The 23756-nt window shown below is 65.3% G+C and carries 22 protein-coding genes; 11 read left to right on the top strand and 11 right to left on the bottom strand.

Annotated features, from left to right (window positions below; translation table 11 throughout):
- Positions 1 to 20: 20 nt before the first annotated feature.
- From JZZ72_RS08595 to JZZ72_RS08610, 4 genes are all read left to right on the top strand, one after another.
- Positions 21 to 1352: a TRZ/ATZ family hydrolase gene (locus JZZ72_RS08595; RefSeq protein ID WP_210014291.1), complete on the top strand. Its 1332-nt coding sequence runs from the start codon at positions 21 to 23 to the stop codon at positions 1350 to 1352.
- Positions 1353 to 1413: 61 nt separating this feature from the next.
- Positions 1414 to 2112 carry a bifunctional 2-polyprenyl-6-hydroxyphenol methylase/3-demethylubiquinol 3-O-methyltransferase UbiG gene (ubiG, locus tag JZZ72_RS08600; protein ID WP_043862673.1) on the top strand — a complete coding sequence of 233 codons (699 nt, stop codon included), beginning with the start codon at positions 1414 to 1416 and terminating at the stop codon, positions 2110 to 2112.
- 2 nt (positions 2113 to 2114) lie between these two features.
- The gene (gene mupP / locus JZZ72_RS08605; protein ID WP_043862672.1) at positions 2115 to 2786 is read left to right on the top strand and encodes an N-acetylmuramic acid 6-phosphate phosphatase MupP; all 672 of its coding nucleotides are present in this window, start codon (positions 2115 to 2117) and stop codon (positions 2784 to 2786) included.
- A gap of 113 nt (positions 2787 to 2899) precedes the next feature.
- A complete protein-coding gene (locus tag JZZ72_RS08610) occupies positions 2900 to 3640 on the top strand; it encodes a YciK family oxidoreductase (RefSeq protein ID WP_054915860.1) in 741 nt (246 codons plus the stop codon).
- A 3-nt stretch (positions 3641 to 3643) separates the two neighbouring features.
- On the opposite strand, the gene JZZ72_RS08615 is transcribed toward JZZ72_RS08610, so the two are convergent.
- The 7 genes from JZZ72_RS08615 to JZZ72_RS08645 form a co-directional block, all read right to left on the bottom strand.
- Positions 3644 to 4447 (bottom strand): TenA family transcriptional regulator, encoded by an 804-nt coding sequence (locus JZZ72_RS08615; RefSeq protein ID WP_054915876.1) that lies wholly within the window; start codon positions 4445 to 4447, stop codon positions 3644 to 3646.
- Between the two features lie 38 nt (positions 4448 to 4485).
- Complete coding sequence (locus JZZ72_RS08620; protein ID WP_210014292.1) at positions 4486 to 6945, bottom strand: EAL domain-containing protein; 2460 nt, start codon at positions 6943 to 6945, stop codon at positions 4486 to 4488.
- 122 nt (positions 6946 to 7067) lie between these two features.
- Positions 7068 to 8900, bottom strand: a complete 1833-nt coding sequence (locus tag JZZ72_RS08625; protein ID WP_100634467.1) for an ABC transporter ATP-binding protein — start codon at positions 8898 to 8900, stop codon at positions 7068 to 7070.
- Positions 8893 to 9525, bottom strand: coding sequence for a DsbA family protein (locus tag JZZ72_RS08630; RefSeq protein ID WP_043862668.1), 633 nt, complete (start codon positions 9523 to 9525; stop codon positions 8893 to 8895). The genes JZZ72_RS08625 and JZZ72_RS08630 overlap by 8 nt, the downstream gene beginning before the upstream one ends.
- Before the next feature lie 3 nt (positions 9526 to 9528).
- Positions 9529 to 10464 carry an oxygen-dependent tRNA uridine(34) hydroxylase TrhO gene (gene trhO, locus JZZ72_RS08635; RefSeq protein WP_043862667.1) on the bottom strand — a complete coding sequence of 312 codons (936 nt, stop codon included), beginning with the start codon at positions 10462 to 10464 and terminating at the stop codon, positions 9529 to 9531.
- Between the two features lie 109 nt (positions 10465 to 10573).
- Positions 10574 to 10873, bottom strand: a complete 300-nt coding sequence (locus JZZ72_RS08640) for a BolA family protein (protein ID WP_043862666.1) — start codon at positions 10871 to 10873, stop codon at positions 10574 to 10576.
- A gap of 12 nt (positions 10874 to 10885) precedes the next feature.
- Positions 10886 to 11413, bottom strand: a complete 528-nt coding sequence (locus tag JZZ72_RS08645) for a DUF2059 domain-containing protein (protein ID WP_043862665.1) — start codon at positions 11411 to 11413, stop codon at positions 10886 to 10888.
- Between the two features lie 154 nt (positions 11414 to 11567).
- On the opposite strand from JZZ72_RS08645, the gene JZZ72_RS08650 reads away from it, so the two are divergent.
- On the top strand, positions 11568 to 12962 hold the full coding sequence (locus tag JZZ72_RS08650) for a class II fumarate hydratase (protein WP_210014293.1): 1395 nt from the start codon (positions 11568 to 11570) through the stop codon (positions 12960 to 12962).
- 98 nt (positions 12963 to 13060) lie between these two features.
- Here JZZ72_RS08650 and pap read toward each other — a convergent pair whose 3' ends face one another.
- Positions 13061 to 14551, bottom strand: coding sequence for a polyphosphate:AMP phosphotransferase (pap, locus tag JZZ72_RS08655; RefSeq protein ID WP_054915862.1), 1491 nt, complete (start codon positions 14549 to 14551; stop codon positions 13061 to 13063).
- Between the two features lie 100 nt (positions 14552 to 14651).
- Between pap and mnmC the strand changes: the two genes are divergently transcribed.
- From mnmC to JZZ72_RS08680, 5 genes are all read left to right on the top strand, one after another.
- A complete protein-coding gene (mnmC, locus tag JZZ72_RS08660; RefSeq protein WP_210014294.1) occupies positions 14652 to 16655 on the top strand; it encodes a bifunctional tRNA (5-methylaminomethyl-2-thiouridine)(34)-methyltransferase MnmD/FAD-dependent 5-carboxymethylaminomethyl-2-thiouridine(34) oxidoreductase MnmC in 2004 nt (667 codons plus the stop codon).
- Positions 16656 to 16759: 104 nt separating this feature from the next.
- Positions 16760 to 18547 carry an N-acetylglutaminylglutamine amidotransferase gene (locus JZZ72_RS08665; RefSeq protein ID WP_210014295.1) on the top strand — a complete coding sequence of 596 codons (1788 nt, stop codon included), beginning with the start codon at positions 16760 to 16762 and terminating at the stop codon, positions 18545 to 18547.
- Positions 18548 to 18550: 3 nt separating this feature from the next.
- Positions 18551 to 20296 carry an N-acetylglutaminylglutamine synthetase gene (gene ngg, locus JZZ72_RS08670; RefSeq protein ID WP_210014296.1) on the top strand — a complete coding sequence of 582 codons (1746 nt, stop codon included), beginning with the start codon at positions 18551 to 18553 and terminating at the stop codon, positions 20294 to 20296.
- A gap of 22 nt (positions 20297 to 20318) precedes the next feature.
- Positions 20319 to 21503 carry an osmoprotectant NAGGN system M42 family peptidase gene (locus JZZ72_RS08675; protein ID WP_043862659.1) on the top strand — a complete coding sequence of 395 codons (1185 nt, stop codon included), beginning with the start codon at positions 20319 to 20321 and terminating at the stop codon, positions 21501 to 21503.
- Positions 21504 to 21576: 73 nt separating this feature from the next.
- On the top strand, positions 21577 to 21810 hold the full coding sequence (locus tag JZZ72_RS08680) for a YheU family protein (protein ID WP_043862658.1): 234 nt from the start codon (positions 21577 to 21579) through the stop codon (positions 21808 to 21810).
- On the opposite strand, the gene csrA is transcribed toward JZZ72_RS08680, so the two are convergent.
- The 3 genes from csrA to JZZ72_RS08695 all read right to left on the bottom strand — a co-directional run bounded on the left by csrA (position 21811) and on the right by JZZ72_RS08695 (position 23321).
- Complete coding sequence (gene csrA / locus JZZ72_RS08685) at positions 21811 to 21999, bottom strand: carbon storage regulator CsrA (RefSeq protein WP_043862657.1); 189 nt, start codon at positions 21997 to 21999, stop codon at positions 21811 to 21813. It lies immediately after the preceding gene.
- Positions 22000 to 22124: 125 nt separating this feature from the next.
- Positions 22125 to 22457 carry a YnfA family protein gene (locus JZZ72_RS08690; RefSeq protein WP_054915866.1) on the bottom strand — a complete coding sequence of 111 codons (333 nt, stop codon included), beginning with the start codon at positions 22455 to 22457 and terminating at the stop codon, positions 22125 to 22127.
- A 48-nt stretch (positions 22458 to 22505) separates the two neighbouring features.
- A complete protein-coding gene (locus tag JZZ72_RS08695; RefSeq protein ID WP_054915867.1) occupies positions 22506 to 23321 on the bottom strand; it encodes an SDR family oxidoreductase in 816 nt (271 codons plus the stop codon).
- Positions 23322 to 23542: 221 nt separating this feature from the next.
- Here JZZ72_RS08695 and JZZ72_RS08700 point away from each other — a divergent pair, with 221 nt between their 5' ends.
- Positions 23543 to 23695: a DUF3309 family protein gene (locus JZZ72_RS08700; protein ID WP_010224169.1), complete on the top strand. Its 153-nt coding sequence runs from the start codon at positions 23543 to 23545 to the stop codon at positions 23693 to 23695.
- Positions 23696 to 23756: the final 61 nt, after the last annotated feature.

Here is a 23756-nt window from a genome sequence, read left to right on the forward strand (position 1 = left end):
CGATACCGGGATTTTCGCACATGCCCAAGCCTGCCCCTCCCCTCGACCTGTTGCTCCTGCCCTCGTGGCTGGTGCCCGTCGAACCGGCCGGGGTGGTACTCAAGGGCCACGGCATCGGTATCCGCGACGGCCTGATCGCCTTCATCGGCCCGCGCGAAGACGCCTTGCGCCTGCAGGCCACCGAGGTGCGCGAGCTGCCCGGCTGCCTGCTCGCCCCCGGCCTGATCAACACCCACGGCCACGCCGCGATGACGCTGTTTCGCGGCCTGGCCGACGACCTGCCGCTGATGACCTGGCTGCAGGAGCACATCTGGCCCGCCGAAGCCCGCTGGGTCGATGAAGCCTTCGTGCGCGACGGCACCAACCTGGCCATTGCCGAACAGCTCAAGGGTGGCATCACCTGCTTCTCGGACATGTACTTCTTCCCCAAGATCGCCAGCGAATGCGTGCACGACAGCGGCATGCGCGCGCAGATCGCAGTGCCGTTGCTGGACTTCCCGATTCCCGGCGCCCGCACCTTCGACGAAGGCCTGCACCTGGGCGTGGAGCTGTTCGGCGACCTGCGCCACCATCCGCGCATCACCGTGGCCCTGGGCCCGCACGCACCGTACACGGTCAGCGACGCCAACCTTGAAAAGGTTCGGGTGATCGCCGAAGAGCTGGACGCGCCGGTGCACATGCACCTGCACGAGACCGCCTTCGAGGTGCAGCAGTCCATCGATCAGTGCGGCGAGCGGCCATTGGCGCGCCTGGCACGCATCGGCCTGTTGGGCCCGCGCCTGCAGGCCGTGCACATGACCCAGGTCAGCGACGACGACCTGGCCCTGCTGGTAGAAAGCAACACCAGCGTGGTGCACTGCCCTGAATCCAACCTCAAGCTGGCCAGCGGCTTCTGCCCGGTGGAACGCCTGTGGCAGGCTGGCGTCAACGTAGCCATCGGCACCGATGGCGCCGCCAGCAACAACGACCTCGACCTGCTGGGCGAAACCCGTACAGCGGCCCTGCTGGCCAAGGCCGTGTCAGGTTCGGCCAGCGCCCTGGATGCCCATCGCGCCTTGCGCATGGCAACCCTCAACGGCGCCCGCACCCTGGGCCTGGAGGCCGTAACCGGCTCGCTGGAGCTGGGCAAGGCTGCCGACCTGGTGGCATTCGATCTGTCGGGCCTGGCCCAGCAGCCGATCTACGACCCGGTCTCGCAACTGGTGTATGCCAGCGGGCGGGACTGCGCAAGACATGTCTGGGTGGCCGGCCGGCAACTGCTCGATGAGCGCCGCCTCACCCGGCTCGACGAACAGGCCCTGCATGCCAGCGCCTGTGACTGGGGCCAGCGTATCGGCGGCCAGCACGAATAACCCGTCGGCAGCCACGGCTGCCGACCTGTAGCGAATTATCAAAGTTTCTGAGGACCGTTCCATGAGCAACGTCGACCACGCCGAAATCGCCAAATTCGAAGCCCTGGCCCACCGCTGGTGGGACCGCGAGAGCGAATTCAAGCCACTGCACGACATCAATCCACTGCGGGTCAACTGGGTCGACGAGCGTGTCAAGCTGGCCGGCAAGAAAGTGCTCGACGTCGGTTGCGGCGGCGGCATTCTCAGCGAGGCCATGGCCCTGCGGGGTGCCACCGTCACCGGCATCGACATGGGTGAAGCGCCGCTGGCCGTCGCCCGCCTGCACCAGCTGGAGTCCGGCGTCGAGGTGGAATACCGGCAGATCACCGCCGAAGCCCTGGCCGAGGAAATGCCCGAGCAGTTCGACGTGGTCACCTGCCTGGAGATGCTCGAGCACGTACCCGACCCCTCCTCGGTGATCCGCGCCTGCTACCGCATGGTCAAGCCCGGTGGCCAGGTATTCTTCTCCACCATCAACCGCAACCCCAAGGCCTACCTGTTCGCCATCATCGGTGCGGAATACATCATGAAGCTGCTGCCGCGCGGCACCCATGACTTCAAGAAATTCATCCGACCGTCCGAACTGGGCGCCTGGAGCCGCGAAGCGGGCCTGAGCGTCAAGGACATCATCGGCCTGACCTACAACCCGCTGACCAAGCACTACAAACTGGCCAGCGACGTCGACGTCAACTACATGATCCAGACCCTGCGCGAGGAATGAGCATGCGTTTGCGAGCAGTACTTTTCGACATGGACGGCACCCTGCTCGACACGGCGCCGGATTTCATCGCCATCTGCCAGGCCATGCTGGCCGACCGCAGCCTTCCGGCAATCGACGACGAACGGATTCGCGAGGTGATTTCCGGTGGCGCCCGAGCCATGGTCGCCGCCGCGTTCGCGATGAGCCCCGAAGCCCCCGAGTTCGAGGCGCTGCGCCTGGAATTCCTCGAGCGCTACCAGAAGGATTGCGCGGTGCACAGCAAGCTGTTCGACGGCATGGCCGAGCTGCTGGCCGACATCGAAAAAGGCAACCTGCTGTGGGGCGTGGTCACCAACAAGCCGGTACGCTTCGCCGAGCCGATCATGCAGCAGCTGGGCCTGGCCGAGCGATCTTCGTTGCTGATCTGTCCGGATCACGTGAAGAACAGCAAGCCCGACCCCGAGCCGCTGATCCTGGCCTGCAAGACCCTGAACCTGGACCCGGCCAGCGTGCTGTTCGTGGGTGACGACCTGCGCGACATCGAGTCGGGCCGCGACGCCGGCACCCGCACCGCAGCGGTGCGCTACGGCTATATTCATCCAGAGGACAACCCCAACAACTGGGGCGCGGACGTGGTGGTCGATCATCCGCTGGACCTGCGCAAGGTGCTCGACAGCGCCCTGTGCGGCTGCTGATCGCCGACACCCGCCAAAAGCTTCGCCGGCACGGCCGGCTCCTGCAACACCGCATCGATTTGTAGGAGCCGGCCGTGCCGGCGAATGCCTCACCACGATCTCGAGGGAATCCCATGTTCGACTACACCGCCCGCCCCGGCCTGCTCAACGGCCGGGTCATCCTGGTCACCGGCGCCGGTCGCGGCATCGGCGCCGCTGCTGCCAAGGCCTACGCTGCCCATGGCGCCACGGTACTGCTGCTGGGCAAGACCGAAGCCAACCTCAACGAGGTGCACGACCAGATCACCGCAGCCGGCCATCCGGCACCGGTGGTCGTGCCCTTCAACCTCGAAACCGCCCTGCCCCATCAGTACGATGAGCTGGCAGTGATGGTGGAAAACGAATTCGGTCGTCTCGACGGGCTGCTGCACAACGCCTCCATCATCGGCCCGCGTACCCCGCTGGAGCAGTTGTCGGGCGAGAACTTCATGCGCGTCATGCACATCAACGTCAACGCCATGTTCATGCTCACCAGCACCCTGCTGCCGCTGCTCAAGCTGTCGGAGGATGCCTCGGTGGTGTTCACCTCCAGCAGCGTCGGGCGCAAGGGCCGGGCCTACTGGGGTGCCTATGGCGTATCGAAATTCGCCACCGAAGGCCTGATGCAGACCCTCGCCGACGAGCTGGAGAACGTTGCCCCCGTGCGCGCCAACAGCGTCAACCCGGGCGCCACACGCACCAGCATGCGCGCCCAGGCCTACCCTGCCGAGGCACCGGAGAACAACCCGCTGCCCGAGCAGATCATGCCGGTCTACCTCTACCTGATGGGCCCGGACAGCAAGGGCATCAACGGCCAGGCGCTCAACGCACAGTAGCCCTCAGGCACCGACCAGGGCCGAGCGCGACCGGGCAGTGGAGCCCGGCTCGGCCTGTGGGGACTGCTCCAGCTGCAGACAGCGCTCCAGAAACAGGTACATGTAGTCGTAGCTCTTGCAGATCGCACGACGCAGCTGGGTCTGCAGCGCCTGTGGTGGGTTGTTGCCCGCCAGCGTGCAGATGATCTCCAACGCCTCCCAAGGGTGCTCGTCGTCATACTGCGCGTGCATCCTCAGCCATTTCATGGCGCGTTTGCGCCCGCTTTCGGGAAAGCCGTTGGCGTAGGTATCCGTCGAACACACCAGCGCCGACCATTCCCCCACCGCGCCTTCGATCGCATAGTTGGTCGCGGCCATGGCCACGATCAGCGAATCGGCCGCACAGGTATGCCAGCACCAGTCACTCAGCGCCTGCAACTCGGTCGGCACGTTCTGCTCGTTCAGATCGTCCAGGCTGACCCCGTGCGCCTGGGCCCAGTGCACCCAGTAGTCGGCATGGTTGAGCTCGACACGGATATTGCGCATCAGCCAGCGACGCGCCATGTCTTCCCCCGGGTGGCGGGCAAAACTGGTCTTGGCCAGGTTCTGCGCCATGTACACCGAAAACTGTTCGACTACCGGCCAGCCGCCGATCAGATACTGGCGCAGGGTGCGCTGGCTCAGCTTGCCGTCGCGCAGGCGGTGATAGATTTCATGCTCTACCACCCGCTGCTTGCTCGCACTGCAATCCTCGATCAGTTTCTGAGCCCAGAGTGGGTAACTTTGCGCGTCCATCAATGGACCCACTCGCTCAAATGCATCAATCACTGTCATATCCCTACATCCTTGTGATTTGAAGTGAACGCTCAGCGAAACGTCCCCGGCGTCCTGAACAGCAAGGGTCGCGAACGGATACGCCGGCGTTGCAAGCTTTCACAGGTGAACACCTGCGGCCGCTCGATCAGGTAGCCCTGGGCGTAATCGACACCAATTTCATGCAGCGCCTGCTCGATCAGGGGCGTCTCGACAAACTCGGCAATGGTGCGCTTGCCCATGACGTGGCCAATATGGTTGATCACTTCGACCATAGCCCGGTTAATCGGATCGTCAAGCATGTCCTTGACGAAACTCCCGTCGATTTTCAGGAAGTCCACGGGCAGGTGTTTGAGGTAGGCAAACGACGACATCCCGGCGCAGAAGTCGTCCAGCGAAAAGTGGCAACCCAGCCCTTTCAATTCGTTGATGAAACGAATGGCGCTGCCCAGGTTGGCAATCGCACTGGTTTCGGTGATCTCGAAACAGATCATTTCAGGCGGTATGGCGTACTCGACGAACTGGCGCTGCAGATAATCCAGAAACTTGTCATCGCCGATGCTGCTGCCCGACAGGTTGATGGCGCACATTGCCAATGGCCCCTTTCGCCCCTCATCCAGAGCCTGGCGAATCACCTTGAACACTCTGTTCACCACCCAGCGATCCAGGGCCGTCATGAGCCCATAGCGTTCGGCGGCCGGGATGAAGCTGTCGGGCAGGATGATGCGCCCGCTCTCATCATGCAGGCGCAGCAGTATTTCCAGATGACCGGCATCCGACTCACCGGCCGCCAGTGGCGCGATTTCCTGGGCATACAGGCAGAAGCGGTCTTCCTCCAGGGCGATGTGCAGGCGCTGGATCCAGGCCATCTCGCCAAAGCGCAGGGACAGCTCGGTGTCGTCGGGGTGGTACACCTGCACCCGGTTGCGCCCCTTCTCCTTGGCCATGTAGCACGCCATGTCGGCCGCACGCAGCGAGGCCTCCAGCGTATGGGGTGCCAGTTGCAGGTGGACCAGGCCCACGCTCACGGTGGTCATGAACGGGCGCCCCTTCCACACGAAGTGCAGGCTCTGCACGGTCTGGCGCAGATTCTCGGCAATGCGCTCGGCCTGCTCGGGCAGGCAGTTCTCCAGCAGGATACCGAACTCGTCGCCGCCCAGGCGCGCCAGGGTATCGCCCTCGCGAACGCCCGCCTGCAGCACCGCGCAAATGTGACGCAGCAATTCGTCGCCCGCCGCATGGCCACAGGTGTCGTTGACCAGCTTGAACTGATCCAGGTCCAGAAACAGCAGGGTGTGGCGCGCCGCCTGGCGGCCCAGGTCGCCCAGCGCCAGCTCCAGCCGGTATTCGAATTCGCGCCGGTTGGCCAGCCCGGTGAGGGCATCATGGGTGGCCTGCCACGACAGGTTGGCGATGTACTGGCGCTCCTGGGTCATGTCGTGCAGCACCAGCACGATGCCACTGACCTGACCGTCACTGATGATCGGCGAGCCCACCAGGGCCACCGACACGGTGCTGCCGTCCAGCCGCTGGATCAGCTTGGCGTGCTCGCTGCCGCCCTTGAGGGTACCGCTCAGAATGCGCTCGGTAAGGGACAGGCTGTCTTTTTCGGCGTTGTCGTCCAGCAGGCTGAACAGCGCCGCCAGCGGCAGGCCCTGGGCCTGTCCGGCGCTCCAGTGGGTCAACTGCTCGGCGGCAGGGTTCATGTAGGCGATACAGCCCTCGACATCGGTGGTGATCACCCCATCGCCAATCGACTGCAAGGTGATCTGCGCCCGATCCTTCTCCACCTGCAGGGCACTGGCAAAGGCCTGGCGCTGCGCCAGCAGCTTGTGCGTACGCAGGCAGGCCAGCGCAATCAGAAACAGTGCCGTGGCCAGGTTGACCACCAGCAGCAGGCGCAACAGCATACGCGATCCTTCGCCCAGGGCATCGCTGAACGCCATGGCGGCGGGGGTTACCGCCTCGTTGATCGCGGCTATCTCACCCTTCCAGGCTGCAACCCGCTGCGCAGTGACATTCCCGGTGACGATACCCTGGTGGATCCGGTTGGCCAGCGCATCCAGCTGCTGCAGGTAGTCGTCCCCCACCGACCAGCGTTCGATGGCGCGTTCCATGTAGCTGACATGACGGAAATTCAGGTAGAGCCAGATGACGCTGTCGATGTCATCCGGGTGGTTGCCGCCCCTGAGGATGCCCTGGCGCGCAGCGGCCAGGTCCAGGGGCTTGGCATCCAGCGCGGTGCGCAGCTGGTGACCACCCTGGGGGATGGCGATGGCCTGCCGGTACTTCTGGTAGGCCGCCTCGTCGCGGCTGTCGGTATACAGGCTCAGGAAGTAGATGGCGTCCTTCTGCCCCTTGGACCACAGGCTCTCGCCCGCCACATAACCGCGCACGGCCGACAAGGCATAGAGGCTGATGCCCCCCAGCAAGGCCTGGAACAGTACGACCGCCACAAAAGGCCAGATGATGCCCAACAACCTGGGCGCTTCGAGAGTCCGTTTCTGCTTCATGAGGTCCCTTGCAGCAATGCGCAGCCCGATGAGTCTCATCCTGCACAGACACAGCCTAGGCCATTTGCCACCTGCCATCAGGCCCTTTTTCACCTGTACAACAGTTGTACAGTAGAAGGCCCTCAGCTCTGTTGCAAATGCCCATAGAGCTTGGCGTACAACCCGCCCTCGGCGATCAGCTGCTGGTGACCGCCATCCTCGGCGACATGCCCGCCGTCGAACACCAGCACGCGGTCGGCCTGCTTCACTGCCGACAGGCGGTGAGCGATGATCAGGGTGGTACGGGCGCTGAGGAAGCGGCTCAGCGCCTGGTGCAGGTTGTACTCGGTGGCCGCGTCCAGCGCCGAGGTGGCCTCATCGAGAATGACGACCTTGGGCTCGGCCAGCACCATGCGCGCAATCGCCAGACGCTGGCGCTGCCCGCCGGACAGACGCACGCCCGAACGTCCCACCACACTGTCCAGGCCCTGCGGCAGCGCGGCGATGGTGGCGTCGAGCTGGGCAATGCGCAGCGCCTGCCAGCAGGCCTCATCGGTACTCTCGCGGCCCATGGTCAGGTTGGCGCGCACGGTGTCGTTGAACAGCGACGGGTGCTGCAACACCACCGCCACATGCTCGCGCAGGGTTTCCAGGCCGATCTCCTGCAAGGTCGAACCGCCGAAGCGGATGCTGCCGGCCTGGGCGCTGTACAGGCCCAGCAACAGCTGCACCAGGGTGCTCTTGCCGCCGCCGCTGGCGCCGACGATGGCCACCTTCTCGCCGGGTGCGATGGACAGGTTCAACTGGTCCAGCACCGGCTCCTCGCCATAGCCGAAACGCAGCCCGCGCACCTCGATGCCCACGGTGGTCTGCCCCGCGAAAGGGTCGATGCCGCCGGGATACTGCGGCTCGTCGCTGCGCGCCAGCAGCTCGTTGATCCGGCTCAGCGCACCACCTGCCGCGTAGTAGGCGTACTGCAGGTTGAGCAACTGCTCCACCGGGCCGATCATGAACCACAGGTAGCTGAACACCGCCAGCATCTGGCCGATGCTGAGGTCGGAAAACAGCACCGTGAGCATGGCCGCTGCGCGAAAGATGTCGATGCCGAACTGGAACAGCAAGCCACTGGCGCGGCTGCTGGCATCGCTCTTCCATTGCGAGGACACCGCATAGTTACGCACCTCCTGGGCACGCATGCCCAGGCGCCCGAGAAAGTAGCCCTGGCGGTTGCCGGCACGGATTTCCTGGATCGCATCCAGGGTTTCGGTCAGTGCCTGGGTGAAGCGCGAGGTGCTGTCGTTCTCGAGTTTCTTCAGGTGCTTGACCCGCTTGCCCAACTGCACCGTGGCAAAGATCACCAGCGGGTTGAACAGCAGGATCAGCAGCGCCAGCTGCCAGTGCATCCACAACAGGATCGCCGAGGTGCCGGCCAGCGTGAGCATGGCCACCAGAAAGCGGCTGAGGGTTTCACCGACGAACTTGTCCACGGTGTCCAGATCGGTGACCAGGTGCGTGGTCACCGTACCGCTGCCCAGGCTCTCGTACTCGCTCAGCGAGATGCGCTTGAGCCGCTCGATCAGGCGGATGCGCAGCCGGTAGACGATGTCCTTGGCCAGCCCGGCGAACAGCTTGGCCTGCACCACGTTGAAGGCCAGTGCCGCACAGCGCAGCGTCAGGGTGAAAACCAGCATCAGGCCGATGTAGCCGGCCGCCACCTGCCAGCTGACGGGCAGCAGGTTGTTCATCCACTTGAGCGCCGCATCGCCGTGCCCCAGCAGCACTTCGTCGACCAGCAACGGCAGCAGCAGCGGAATCGGCACACTGCACAGGGCCGCCAGCACGGCCACGCCGTTGGCAGTCCACAGGGCTTTCTTGTGGTGTTGCGCCAGGCGCCGGATCTCGGCCCAGCTCAAGCGATCGACAGGTGCCGGCGTCGGCCCGGGCACCGGGTCGGGGGAGCCAGGCAGGTCAAGCATTGACCGCATGCTCCAGCCAGCGCCCCAGCAGCGGCTGCAGCGCCCCCAGGGCCTGGTAGCCGTTGGTCAGCAGGGCCAGTTGGCCATTGCGCTCGGCGAGCAGGGTCGGGAAGCCCGCGATGCCCAGGTCCTGCACCCAGGTGAAGTCGGCGGCGGTGGCGCTGCGGGTGTCGCCGCTGCTGAAGGCCTCGGCGAAGGCGGCGCGGTCGAAACCGGCCTGCTCGGCCAGTTCCACCAGCTTGACCGGCAGGGTCACGTCTTCGCTGCGCTGGTAGAACGCCTGCTGGATCATCCCCAGCAGCGTCCAGGCCCGCTGCGGGTCGAGGCTGCGTGCAGCCACCAGCGCGCGGCAGGCAGGTTCGGTGTCGTAGACAAAGCCTTCGGGCATCGCGCCCTCGAGCTGGAACGGCTGGCCGGTGGCCTGATTGACCGCCTGCCAGTGTTCAAGAATGTAGCGCCGGGTGGAGGCATCCAGCGCACTGCTGCCCGAGCGCAGGCCGCCGGGCACCAGGTGGGTGTCCACGCCGGCCTCGCGCGCCTGCCGTATCAGGGCCTCGGCCACGGGTGCGAAACCCCAGCACCAGGAGCACATCGGGTCCATTACATACAGCAGGCGAGCGGTCATCCATCACACCTCGGCTTTGCGATAGTTGTGGCCGATCGGGTGCGGCATGTTGCGGGCCTTGGCCAACTCGATCTGCTTCTGCCGATCGATGGCGCTGCGCCGGGTCTTCTCGCTCAGGCTGTCCCAGCAATGCGGGCAGCTGATGCCTGGCGAATAATGCTCGGAGGCCCGTTCTTCCACGCTGATCGGGGTACGACAGGCGTGGCACTGGTCGTAGTCGCCTTCGCTGAGGTCGTGACGCACGGTCACGCGGTTGTCGAAGACAAAGCAGTCGCCCTGCCAGCGCGTTTCTTCCTGGGGGACCTCCTCGAGGTACTTCAGGATGCCACCCTTAAGATGATAGACCGCTTCGAAACCCTCGCCGAGCATATAGCTGGAGGCTTTTTCGCAGCGGATGCCACCGGTGCAGAACATCGCCACCTTCTTGTGCCGGGCAGGGTCGAAGTTGGCCTTGATGTACTCGGGAAACTCGCGAAAGGTGGTGGTCTTGGGGTCGATGGCGCCCTCGAAGGTACCAATCGCCACTTCATAGTCGTTGCGGGTGTCGATCAGCAGCACTTCGGGGTCGCTGATCAGCGCGTTCCAGTCCTTGGGCTCGACATAGGTACCGACCGTCCGGTTCGGGTCCACGCCCGGCACGCCGAGGGTCACGATCTCTTTCTTGAGCTTGACCTTGGTGCGGTAGAACGGCTGTTCGTCGCAGTACGATTCCTTGTGATCGATGTCCACCAGGCGCGCATCGCTGCGCAGCCAGGCCAGCAGGCCATCAATACCTTCGCGGGTACCCGACACGGTGCCGTTGATACCCTCTTCGGCCAGCAGCAGGGTGCCCTTGACCCCGTTGCGCTCCATGGTCTCGAGCAGCGGCTCGCGCAGCTCGACGTAATCTTTCAGGGTGACGAACTTGTACAGCGCCGCCACGACGATAGCTTGGGTCATGCCTTGATTCTCCAGGTGGTCACCCTCGCAAAGGGCGGACCGGGTCGACAATAAAAAACGCGCCGACAGGCGGCGCGTTGCGGATTCTAGCAAAAACCTGAAAGGGATTTCAGTGTTTGCTGCCTCCGGCGCAGGTGGGCGAAGCCGGCGCGCTGCCGACTTTCTGCCATTCCTGCGGGGTGTAGGTATGCAACGCCAGGGCATGGAACTGCCCCATCAGGTCACCCAGGGTGGCGTAGACCTTCTGGTGGCGCTTGACGCTGTTCAAGCCATCGAACTGTTCGCTGACCAGCACGGCCTTGTAGTGGGTCTGCTGGCCCCGGCTGTGCATGTGGCTCTCGTCCAGCACCTCGAGGTGCTGCGGGGCGAGCGCCGCCAGGCTCTGTTCGATCTTCTGCTGCATCGACATGCTGGGCTCCGCTTAAGGTTTCTTGGCCGGTGCGGCCGCCTTGCCGGCGGACGGGTCCAGCTCGTTGGTCATGTCGGCCAGCAGCTTGTTGACCACCGGCACGGCGCTTTCAAGCTTCTGCTGGGTCAGCTGGGCCGACTGCTGGGTAACGGCAGGCATCTTTTCCAGGACTTTCTTGCCCAGTGGCGACTGGTAGAAGGCGACCAGGTCCTTGAGCTCGGATTCGCTGAAGGTGCTGGTGTACAGCTTGATCATGTCCGGCTTGAGCTTGTTCCAGCCGATGGCCTGGTCCAGGGCGGCGTTGGCCTTGGCCTGGTAGGTTTCAAGCACGGCCTTTTTGGACGCCGGCGCCTTGGTCTGCTCGAAGCGCTGGGCAAACATCTGCTGCACCTGCATGTAGACCGGGGTACCCAGTTTGTCGGCGTGCGCCATCACCAGGAATTTTTCAGCGCTGGCGTTGTGGCTGGCGGTATCGGCGAGTGCCTGGCCGCTGGCGCAGACCAGCGCGACAGCCGTGCAGAGGGCGCGAAGACGGGTCATCGAAATTCCTTAAAATAAAAAGAGGGCGTACCCAGAGTAGAGCATTCTGCGCCGACTGGGGCAGCCTGCTCAAGAGGGACGACAGGCAATGGAACCGCCATGCCGAATCAGGGCCTAAACTGCGCAAACAAGCCATTGAAGGAGTGCGTACCGCATGAGCCGTATCGAAACTGACAGCCTGGGCCCGGTTGAAGTTCCTGACGAGGCCTACTGGGGTGCCCAGACCCAGCGCTCGCTGATCAACTTTGCCATCGGCAAGGAACGCATGCCGCTGGCGGTACTGCACGCGCTGGTGCTGATCAAGAAAGCCGCAGCGCGGGTCAATGACCGCAACGGCGACCTGCCGGCCGACATCGCCCGCCTGATCGAACAGGCCGCCGACGAGGTGCTGGCCGGCGAGCATGACGACCAGTTCCCGCTGGTGGTGTGGCAGACCGGCAGCGGTACCCAGAGCAACATGAACGCCAACGAAGTGCTGGCCGGGCGCGCCAACGAGCTGGCCGGCAAGGGCCGCGGCGGCAAGGTGCCGGTGCACCCCAACGACCACGTCAACCGCTCACAGAGCTCCAACGACTGTTTCCCGACCGCCATGCACATTGCCGCTGCACAGGCGGTCAACCAGCAACTGCTGCCGGCCATCGCCGAGCTGTCGGGCGGGTTGGCCGAACTGGCTGCACGCCACATGCAACTGGTCAAGACCGGGCGAACCCACATGATGGACGCCACCCCGATCACCTTCGGCCAGGAGGTCTCGGCCTACGTGGCCCAGCTGGACTACGCCCAGCGCGCCATCCGCGCGGCGCTGCCGGCGGTGTGCGAACTGGCCCAGGGCGGTACCGCCGTGGGTACCGGGCTGAACGCGCCGCACGGGTTTGCCGAGGCGATCGCCGCCGAGCTTGCCGCCTTGTCGGGGCTGCCGTTCGTCACCGCGCCCAACAAGTTTGCCGCGCTGGCCGGGCACGAGCCGCTGATCACCCTGGCCGGTGCGCTGAAAACCCTGGCCGTGGCCCTGATGAAGCTGGCCAACGACCTGCGCCTGCTCGGCTCCGGGCCGCGCGCGGGGCTGGCCGAGGTGCGCCTGCCGGCCAACGAGCCGGGCAGCTCGATCATGCCCGGCAAGGTCAACCCGACCCAGTGCGAGGCACTGTCGATGCTGGCCTGCCAGGTGCTGGGCAACGACACCACCATCGGCTTTGCCGCCAGCCAGGGCCACCTGCAGCTCAACGTGTTCAAGCCGGTGGTCATCCACAACCTGCTGCAGTCGATCGAACTGCTGGCCGATGGCTGCCGCAACTTCCAGCAGCACTGCGTGGCGGGCATCGAGCCAGACCCGCAGCAGATGGCCGAGCACCTGGAGCGCGGGCTGATGCTGGTGACGGCGCTCAACCCGCATATCGGTTACGACAAGTCGGCGCAGATCGCCAAGAAGGCCTACGCCGAAGGCACCACCTTGCGCGAGGCGGCGCTGGAACTGGGGTATCTGACCGATGCGCAGTTCGATGAATGGGTAAGGCCGGAGCAGATGCTCGAGGCCGGCGGCAAAGGCTGAAAAAAGCTCTGCTACGCAGCCCGTCGCGGGTCAAGCCGCTCCCACAAGGCTGATGGAGTGCCTGTGGGAGCGGGCTTGCCCCGCGATGCGGCCAATGATCACTTCTTGTCTTTCTTGAACGCCGCCTCCAGCGCCTCGTTGATGGTGCGCAGCACCTTCACTCGCGCCCAACGCTTGTCATTGGCCTCCACCAGCGTCCAGGGCGCCACTTCGGTGCTGGTGCGGTCGACCATGTCGCCCACCGCCTCGGAATACGCGTCCCACTTGTCGCGGTTGCGCCAGTCTTCCTCGGTGATCTTGAAGCGTTTGAACGGTATCTGCTCGCGCTCCTGAAAACGCTCAAGCTGGGTCTGCTCGTCGATCGACAGCCAGAACTTGACCACCACCACGCCAGCGTCGTGCAGTTGCTCCTCGAAATCGTTGATCTCGCCATAGGCGCGCATCCAGTCGGCCTGGCTGCAAAAACCCTCGATACGCTCCACCAGCACCCGCCCGTACCACGAGCGGTCGAACACCGTGAACTTGCCGCGCGCCGGAATGTGCCGCCAGAACCGCCACAGGTAGGGCTGCGCCCGCTCCTCCTCGGTAGGGGCGGCAATCGGCACGATGCGGTACTGACGCGGGTCCAGCGCGGCGGCCACGCGCCGAATGGCACCGCCCTTGCCCGCCGCGTCGTTGCCCTCGAACACCGCCACCAGCGCGTGGCGACGCATGCGCTTGTCACGCAGCAGGCCCGCCAGACGGGCCTGCTCGACAATCAGCTGCTCCTGGTAGTCGTTCTTGTCCAGGCGCAGGGTCATGTCCAGGCTGCCCAGCAGGCTGCGTCCGTCGATGGATTCGCCCAGCGGCGCGATGTTGGTCTGGCGCCCCAGGGTCTTGGCCTTCAAGGCGTTCTGCAGGCCCTCGAGCAGGATCTTGCCCACTGCCAGGCTGCGGTAGTTCGGGTCCACGCCCTCGATGATGTGCCAGGGTGCATAGTCACGGCTGGTGCGGCGCAGCACCCGTTCGCCGAAGCGCACGAACCGGTCATAGGTCTGCGATTGCTGCCAATCCAGCGGGCTGATCTTCCAGCTGTGCAGCGGGTCATCCTTGAGCGACTTGAGCCGCGCCTTCATCTGCTTCTTGGACAGGTGAAACCAGAACTTGAAGATCAGCGCGCCTTCGTCGCACAGCATCTTTTCCAGCCGTTCGGCACCGTTGATGGCCTGGTCGAGCACCGCGTCCTTGAACTGGCCATGCACCCGCCCCTGCAGCATCTGGCTGTACCAGTTGCCGAAGAAGACGCCCATGCGCCCCTTGCTCGGCAAGGCCCGCCAGTAGCGCCAGGCCGGCGGCCGGGCCAGCTCCTCGTCGGTCTGCTGGTCGAAGGTGCGCACCTCGATCAGGCGCGGGTCCATCCACTCGTTGAGCAGCTTGACGGTTTCGCCCTTGCCGGCCCCCTCGATGCCATTGATCAGCACGATGACCGGAAAGCGAGACTGCTGCTTGAGCTCGAACTGGGCTTCGAGCAAGGCTTCGCGCAACGCCGGCACTTCGGCGTCATAGGTTTCTTTGTCGATGGCGTGACCAATTTCGGCGGATTCGAACATACCAGGCTCCCTTCTTGGATAAGCAAGACTAGCGGATCACGCAGCCCTTTGTCGCAAGGCGATCGGCTAGAATGCACGCTTCGCTGTTGCCGAGCCGAACATGAACGACACCCCCGCCACCCCGACCCAGTACGCCCAGATCGAGTGGGATGAACAGGGCCGCCCGTATTCACGCCAGTACGACGACATCTATTTCTCCAAGGAGCAGAGCCTGGAGGAAACCCGTCATGTGTTCATCGAGCAGAACGACCTGCGCCAGCGCTTCGCCGCGATGGCCGACGGCAGTTGCCTGGTGATCGGGGAAACCGGCTTCGGCACCGGCCTGAACTTCTTCTGCGCCTGGCAGGTGTTCGCCGACTATGCACCGGCCGGGGCACGCCTGCATTTCGTCAGCGTCGAAAAATACCCCCTCAGCCATGCCGACCTGGCCAAGGCCCTGGCCCTGTGGCCCGAGCTGACGCCGTTCAGCCAGCCACTGCTGGCGCAGTACGTGGCGGTGCACGAAGGTTTCCAGCAGTTCGTCTTCGACCAGGGTCGGGTGACCCTGACCCTGATGATCGGCGATGCGCGGGAACAGCTGCCGCAGTTGGACGCCTCCATCGACGCCTGGTTTCTCGATGGCTTTGCCCCGGCCAAGAACCCCGACATGTGGACCCCCGAGCTGTTCGCCCAGCTCGGCCGCCTGTCGGCGCCGGGTGCCACCCTTGGCACCTTCACCAGCACCGGCTGGGTGCGTCGCGGGCTGATTGCGGTGGGCTTCAAGATGAAGCGCATTCCGGGTATCGGCAAAAAATGGGAAGTGCTGCGCGGCGCATTCACCGGCTGGCCTGCCGAGCAACCGCCGCTCGCGCCGGTTGCCCCATGGTTCGCGCGCCCCGCGCCGCTGGCCGGCCCCCGCGAGGCGCTGGTGATCGGCGCCGGCCTGGCCGGTTGCGCCACCGCCGCCAGCCTGGCGGCGCGCGGCTGGCAGGTACGCCTGCTGGAGCGCCACGCCGCCCCTGCTGGTGAAGCCTCGGGCAACCCCCAGGGCGTGCTGTACCTGAAGCTGTCGGCCCACGGCACCGCACTGTCGCGGCTGATCGTCGCCGGCTTCGGCTACACCCGCCGCCTGCTCGAACAGTTGCAGCGCGGCACCGACTGGGACGCCTGCGGGGTGCTGCAACTGGCCTTCGACGACAAGGAAGACCAGCGCCAGATCAAGCTCGACCAGGCGTTCAGCGACACCCTGCTGCGGCGCCTCGACCAGCCGCAGGCCGAAGCCGTGGCCGGGGTCGGCCTGCCCAGTGGCGGTCTGTACTACCCCGAGGGCGGCTGGGTGCATCCGCCCGCGCTGTGCCAATGGCAGGCCGGGCAACCGAACATCACCCTGCTGCCCCACCATGACGTGGTACAGCTGCGCAAGGTCGACGGCTTGTGGCAGGCATGGGACGGCGAGCGCCTGCTGGCCAGCGCGCCGCTGGTGGTGCTGGCCAGCGCAGCGGACATCCATCGTTTCGAGCCGTGCGCCGAGCTGCCGCTCAAGCGCATCCGCGGGCAGATCACCCGCCTGCCGGCCACCAACGCCAGCCGCGCGCTGGGCACCGTGGTGTGCGCCGACGGTTACGTCGCGCCGCCGCGCCTGGGCGAACACACCCTGGGGGCGAGCTTCGACTTCCACAGCACCGACCTCGCCCCCACCGCTGCCGAACATGCGAGCAACCTGGAGCTGCTGCGGGAAATCTCCGGCGACCTGGCAGAACGCCTTGGCGCTGCCGAGCTGGAACCGGCCAGCCTGCAGGGCCGCGCGGCGTTTCGCTGCACCAGCCCCGACTACCTGCCGATCGTCGGCCCGCTGGCCGGCAAGGCGGCGTTCAACCAGGCGTATGCCGTGCTCGGCAAGGACGCGCGACAGCTGCCGGACACTCCGTGCCCCTGGCTGGAGGGCCTGTATGTGAACAGCGGCCATGGTTCGCGCGGCCTGATCACCGCGCCTCTGGCGGGTGAACTGATCGCCGCCTGGGTCGACAACGCACCCTTGCCGGTGCCGCGCGACGTGGCCGAGGCCTGCCACCCGAATCGTTTCATGTTGCGCGAACTGATACGCGGCAAGGGCAAGCAAGGCTGAAGGCTTATAACAGATTGATCTAAAACTCACAGGATCCGCACCGGTCAGTTCCTATGTGCCCGAATTCAGGGCACCTTCCCCAACGGAAAAACCGGTAAGGACTTATGTGCGGATTAGCTGGAGAGTTTCGTTTCACCCCTGTAGCCAACACACCACGCCCGGCGGACCTGGCCGCGGTCGAACGGATGACCCATCACCTGGCGCCCCGCGGCCCGGATGCCTGGGGCTTCCATAGCCAGGGGCCCATCGCCCTGGGCCATCGGCGCCTGAAGATCATGGACCTGTCCGACGGCTCGGCCCAGCCCATGATCGACAGCCAGCTGGGCCTGTCGCTGGCATTCAACGGCGCCATCTACAACTTCCCCGAACTGCGCGCCGAACTCGAAAGCCTGGGCTATGCCTTCTACTCGGACGGCGACACCGAAGTGCTGCTCAAGGGCTACCACGCCTGGGGCGCCGATCTGCTGCCGCGCCTGAACGGCATGTTCGCCCTGGCGATCTGGGAACGTGACAGCCAGCAGCTGTTCCTCGCCCGCGACCGCCTGGGGGTCAAGCCGCTGTACCTGTCGCGCACCGGCGAACGCCTGCGCTTCGCATCGAGCCTGCCGGCCCTGCTCAAGGGCGGCGACATCAACCCGGTGCTCGACCCGGTGGCACTCAACCACTACCTGAACTTCCACGCCGTGGTACCCGCCCCGCGGACCCTGCTGGCGAACATCGAAAAGCTGCCACCGGCCACCTGGATGCGCATCGACGCCCAGGGCCGCGCCGAGCAGCACGTGTGGTGGAACCTGCACTACGGCCCACGCACCGATGAACAGCACCTGACCCTGGAAGACTGGCGCGACCGCGTGCTCGACAGCACCCGCGAAGCCGTTGCAATCCGTCAGCGCGCGGCCGTGGATGTCGGCGTGCTGCTCTCGGGCGGCGTCGACTCCAGCCTGCTGGTCGGCCTGCTGCGCGAAGTCGGGGTCGAGGACCTGTCGACCTTTTCCATAGGCTTTGAAGATGCCGGCGGCGAACGTGGCGACGAGTTCCAGTATTCGGACCTGATCGCCAAGCACTACGGCACACGCCACCACCAGTTGCGCATCGACGAGCGCGAAATCATCGAGCAACTGCCGGCCGCGTTCCGCGCCATGAGCGAGCCGATGGTCAGCCACGACTGCATCGCCTTCTACCTGCTCTCGCGGGAAGTGGCCAAGCACTGCAAGGTGGTGCAGAGCGGCCAGGGTGCCGACGAGCTGTTCGCCGGCTACCACTGGTACCCGCAGGTGGACGGCGCCAAGGACCCGTACGCGGCCTACCGCGAGGCCTTCTTCGACCGCAGCTACGACGAGTACCGCGACACCGTGCAGCCGGCCTGGCTGCTGAGCAATGACGCCGCCGGCGACTTCGTGCGCCAACACTTCGCCCAGCCCGGCGCCAGCGCGGCAGTCGACAAGGCCCTGCGCCTGGACAGCACGGTGATGCTGGTCGACGACCCGGTCAAACGGGTCGATAACATGACCATGGCCTGGGGCCTGGAGGCTCGCACGCCGTTCCTCGACTACCGGCTGGTGGAGCTGTCGGCGCGGGTGCCGGCCCAGTTCAAGCTGCCCGATGGCGGCAAGCAGGTGCTCAAGGAAGCCGCGCGACTGGTCATCCCCAGTGAAGTCATCGACCGCAAGAAGGGCTACTTCCCGGTACCGGGCCTCAAGCACCTGCAAGGCGCCACCCTGGACTGGGTACGCGAGCTGCTGCTGGACCCGAGCCAGGACCGCGGCCTGTTCAACCCGGCCATGCTCGACCGCCTGCTCAGCGACCCGCATGGGCAACTGACGCCGCTGCGCGGCTCCAAGCTGTGGCAACTGGCCGCGCTGAACCTGTGGCTCAGCGAACAAGGAATCTGATCGATGAAAGCCCATGCCTCACCCTATGGCCAGCGCCTGCTGCGCGGCCAGGTGCCGTCCTATGAACGCCTGCAGGCGCAACTGGCCGGCGACGGCAGCGACCCGCACGACCAGCCGCGCTGGTTGCATTGCGGTTGGGGCCGGCTGCTGATCGGCCACACCTACCCCGACCCGGCCAGCCTGGCGGCGGCCCTGGCCAAGGAGCAGCCCGGCGAGCGCGATATCGCGCTGTACGTGGCCGCCCCCCAGCAGGTACTGGCCCAGGCGCCGCAACAGCTGTTTCTCGACCCCTCCGACACCCTGCGCCTGTGGTTCAGCGACTACCGCCAGGCGCAGCGGGTGTTTCGCGGCTTTCGTATCCGCCGCGCACAGAGCGACAGCGACTGGGCAGCCATCAACGAGCTGTACGTGGCCCGTGGCATGCTGCCGGTCGACCCGGCGCTGATCACTCCGCGCCACCAGGGCGGCCCGGTGTACTGGCTGGCCGAAGACGAGGACAACGGTGCGGTGATCGGCAGCGTGATGGGCCTGAATCATCAAAAGGCCTTCGACGACCCGGAGCACGGCAGCAGCCTGTGGTGCCTGGCCGTGGACCCCAACTGCACTCGGCCCGGGGTCGGCGAAGTACTGGTACGCCACCTGATCGAACACTTCATGAGCCGCGGGCTGAGCCACCTCGACCTGTCGGTGCTGCACGACAATCGCCAGGCCAAGCGGCTGTACGCCAAGCTGGGCTTTCGCACCCTGCCCACCTTCGCGGTCAAGCGCAAGAACGGCATCAACCAGCCGCTGTTCCTGGGGCCGGGGCCGGAGGCCGGGCTCAACCCCTATGCGCGAATCATCGTCGAGGAAGCCTACAAGCGCGGCATCGATGTGCAGGTGGACGATGCCACCGCCGGGCTGTTCACCCTCAACCACGGCGGACGCCGGGTGCGCTGCCGCGAGTCGCTCAGCGACCTGACCACCGCCGTGAGCATGACCCTGTGCCAGGACAAGAGCCTGACCCACAAGGTGCTCGAAACCGCCGGCCTGAGCCTGCCGGCGCAACAGCTGGCGGGCAACGCCGCCGACAACCTGGCCTTTCTGGAAGACCACGGCGCGGTGGTGGTCAAGCCGCTGGATGGCGAACAGGGCAACGGCGTGGCGGTCAACCTGACCTGCCTGCAAGACCTGGACGCCGCCATCGAGCACGCGCGCCAATACGACAGCCGCGTGCTGCTGGAAAGCTTTCATGAAGGGCTGGACCTGCGCATCGTGGTCATCGGCTACGAGGTGGTGGCCGCCGCGATTCGTCACCCGGCCTCGATCGTCGGCGACGGCCAGCACGCCATCGGTGCGCTGATCGAAGCCCAGAGCCGCAGGCGCCAGGCCGCCACCGGTGGCGAAAGCAAGATCCCGCTCGACGCCGAGACCCAGCGCACCCTGCACGCCGCCGGGGTCGACTACGACACCATTCTGCCCGCCGGCCAGCGCCTGGCCGTACGGCGTACCGCCAACCTGCACACCGGCGGCTGCCTGGAAGACGTCACCGCACGCCTGCACCCGACCCTGGTGGATGCCGCCGTGCGGGCCGCCCGCGCCCTGGACATTCCGGTGGTCGGCCTGGACCTGATGGTCAAGGCCGCCGACCAGCCCGACTACGTGTTCATCGAAGCCAATGAACGGGTGGGCCTGGCCAACCACGAACCCCAACCCACTGCCGAACGCTTCGTCGACCTGCTGTTCCCGCACAGCCGGCCGGTGCCGTGACAACGCCCCACGAGGAGTCCGCATGCCTGATCAATTGCCCGAACCGGACCTGACCTATCTGCAGAAGGTCCTGCTGGAAATGCTCGCCATCCCCAGCCCCACCGGCTTCACCGACACCATCGTGCGCTACGTGGCCGAGCGCCTGGAAGAACTGGGTATCCCCTTCGAGCTGACCCGGCGCGGCACCATCCGCGCCACCCTCAAGGGCCGCAAGAGCTCGCCCGACCGCGCCGTTTCGGCGCACCTGGACACCATCGGCGCCAGCGTGCGCACCTTGCAGGACAACGGCCGTCTGGGCCTGGCCCCGGTCGGCTGCTGGTCGAGCCGTTTCGCCGAGGGCAGCCGGGTCAGCGTGTTCACCGACACCGGCGTGTTTCGCGGCAGCGTGCTGCCGCTGATGGCCAGCGGGCACGCCTTCAATACCGCGGTCGACCAGATGCCGGTCAGCTGGGAGCACGTCGAGCTGCGCCTGGATGCCTACTGCACCACCCGCGCCGACTGTGAAACCCTGGGCATCGGCATCGGTGACTTCGTGGCCTTCGACCCGTTGCCCGAGTTCACCGAAAGCGGCCATATCAGCGCCCGTCACCTGGACGACAAGGCCGGCGTCGCGGCGCTGCTGGCCTCGCTCAAGGCCATCGTCGAAAGCGGCATCCAGCCACAGATCGACTGCCATCCGCTGTTCACCATCACCGAAGAAACCGGCTCGGGGGCCGCCGCCGCATTGCCGTGGGACGTCAGCGAATTCGTCGGCATCGACATCGCCCCGGTCGCCCCCGGCCAGCACTCCAGCGAACACGCGGTCAGCGTGGCCATGCAGGACTCTGCCGGCCCCTACGACTACCACCTGTCGCGCCACCTGCTGAGCCTGGGCCGCGAGCACAACCTGCCGGTGCGCCGCGACCTGTTCCGCTACTACTTCAGCGACGCGCATTCGGCGATCACCGCCGGGCATGACATCCGTACCGCGCTGCTGGCGTTCGGCTGCGACGCCACCCACGGCTACGAGCGCACCCATATCGACAGCCTGGCTGCCCTCAGCCGCCTGCTCAGCGCCTACCTGCTCAGCCCGCCGGTGTTCGCCAGCGATTCCAAGCCCACCGGCAGTTCGCTGGAAAGCTTCAGCCACCAGCTGGAACACGACGCACAAATGGAAAGTGATACCCGCGTACCGGCGGTGGACAGCCTGGTTGGCCAAAAAGGCTAGCCACATGCAGGCCACATGCAGGAAAGGTTTCGCGTAGCATGTGCGAAACCTTTCCTGATTCTGTAGCTTTTTTATGTTGATACCCTACGACCAGCTCGAAGCCGACACCCTCACCCGCCTGATCGAAGACTTCGTCACCCGCGACGGTACCGACAATGGCGACGACACCCCGCTGGAAACCCGTGTACTGCGCGTGCGCCAGGCGCTGGCCAAGGGGCAGGCGGTGATCCTGTTCGACCTGGACAGCCAGCAGTGCCAACTGCTCGCCAGGCATGAAGTGCCCCGCGAGCTGCTCGACGATCAGTGATCAGGCGCCCAGGCCGCCCTTGCCCAGTTGCTCGGCGATACGCCGATAGATTTCTGCACGGTGCACCTCCACATCGCGTGGTGCGCAGATGCCGAAACGCACCGTGTTGCCGTCTACCGACAGCACCTTGATCTTGATGTCGTCATCGATGGTGATGACCTCGCCGACTTCGCGCCCTATGACCAGCATTCTCCAATCCTCCACATCAGGGGAGAGTGAAGACTGAACCGGGTGCTGAAACGGTTCAACGCTCTGACAGGCAAATAGACAATTCCCACAACTTTGCGGGAATTTGCCTACAAGATCCTACCCGCTCAGCTGTTTTGCAGACGTGGTCCGATCACGATGATGGTGGCGCCGATCACGCACAGCAACGCACCGAGCCAGTCGCTGCCCATCGGCCGGGCACGCTCCACCACCGCCAGCCACAGCAGCGAAGTGACGATATAGATGCCGCCATAGGCGGCGTAGGCGCGCCCGGCGTAGGCCGCCTCGACGCGGGTCAGCAGCAGGCCGAACAGGGTCAGGCTGAGCAGCGCGGGGGCGATCCACCAGCCGCTCTTGCCCAGCCGCAGCCACATGTAGAAGGCATAACAGCCGGCGATCTCGAACACCGCCGCCAGAAAGAACCACACATAATTCATCACGTCCGCTGCTACCCGCGCAAAAGCGCCTAGCATACCGTAGCGAACAGCCTACGCCTGCGTCTGACGCCCCTTGGCACGCATTCGCACGGCCATCTCGGCCATTTCGTCATACAGCGCCTGCGGGTCGCGCTGCTTGAGCTGCCAGGCCAGGCGCCCCTGCTCGTGGGGCAGAATCATGAAGTCACCGCGCGCCACCCCCTCGTAGATGTAGCCGGCAATGTCGCTGGCACTGATCGGCGAGCTTTCCAGCAGTTTGCCCACCTGGGCCTTCATTGCCGGGGTGGGGCCGCGGAACGAATCCAGCAGGTTGGTCTGGAAGAACGACGGGCACACCACATGCACCGCCACCTGTTGCTGGCGCAGCTCCACCAGCAGGCTTTCGGACAGCGCCACCACCCCGGCCTTGGCCACGTTGTAGTTGCTCATGGCCGGCCCCTGCATCAGCGCCGCCATGGACGCGATGTTGATGATGCGGCCCTTGCTGCGTTCGAGCAGCGGCAGGAACGCCTTGCAGCCCTTGACCACGCCCATCAGGTTGATCGCGATCTGCCAGTCCCAGTCTTCCAGCGACAGCTCGGCAAAAAAACCGCCCGACGCCACCCCGGCGTTGTTGACGATCACATCGATGCCGCCGAGCTTTTCTTCGCAGGCCTGGGCCAGGGCGGTGAGCTGGCTGTAGTCGCGCACGTCGCAACGCTGGACGAAGCCCTCGCCGCCCGCCTCGCGCACCAGCGTGAGGGTCTGCTGCAGGCCGGCCTCGCCGATGTCGCTCAGGGCCAGTTGCCAACCCTCGCGGGCCCAGCGCAGGGCAATCTCGCGGCCAAGGCCGGACCCGGCGCCAGTGATCATCATGCGGTTTTGCATAGCCGGATGCCTTGTTCCTGAAGTTGAAGGCCAGTGTAGCGAAGGGTGCAGCGACGCCCACGCTGTATCAGGATGCTGAATGGCGCGGGCAAACACATATCGAACTAAACTTTTAGTTGCCTGTGGGAGTCCGAATTAACAGGCGGACATGAAGGTCATGACCGAAGAGATGGATCGCAACTGCACACGCTGATTACCGTACTCAACAAAAGGACTCTGCCATGGGCACCATACTTATCATCATCCTGATTTTGCTGTTGATCGGTGGCTTACCCGTTTTCCCGCACTCCAGAAGTTGGGGCTACGGCCCGTCCGGCATCATTGGTACCGTGCTGATCATCCTGTTGATCCTGTTGTTGCTCGGCAAGATATAGAAACCCGGGGGTGCAATGGCCCCCACATAAAAAAACGGCCCGAAGGCCGTTTTTTTATTGC

This window comes from Pseudomonas palmensis, from assembly GCF_017848315.1.
In the GTDB taxonomy this organism is placed as follows: Bacteria; Pseudomonadota; Gammaproteobacteria; order Pseudomonadales; family Pseudomonadaceae; genus Aquipseudomonas; species Aquipseudomonas palmensis.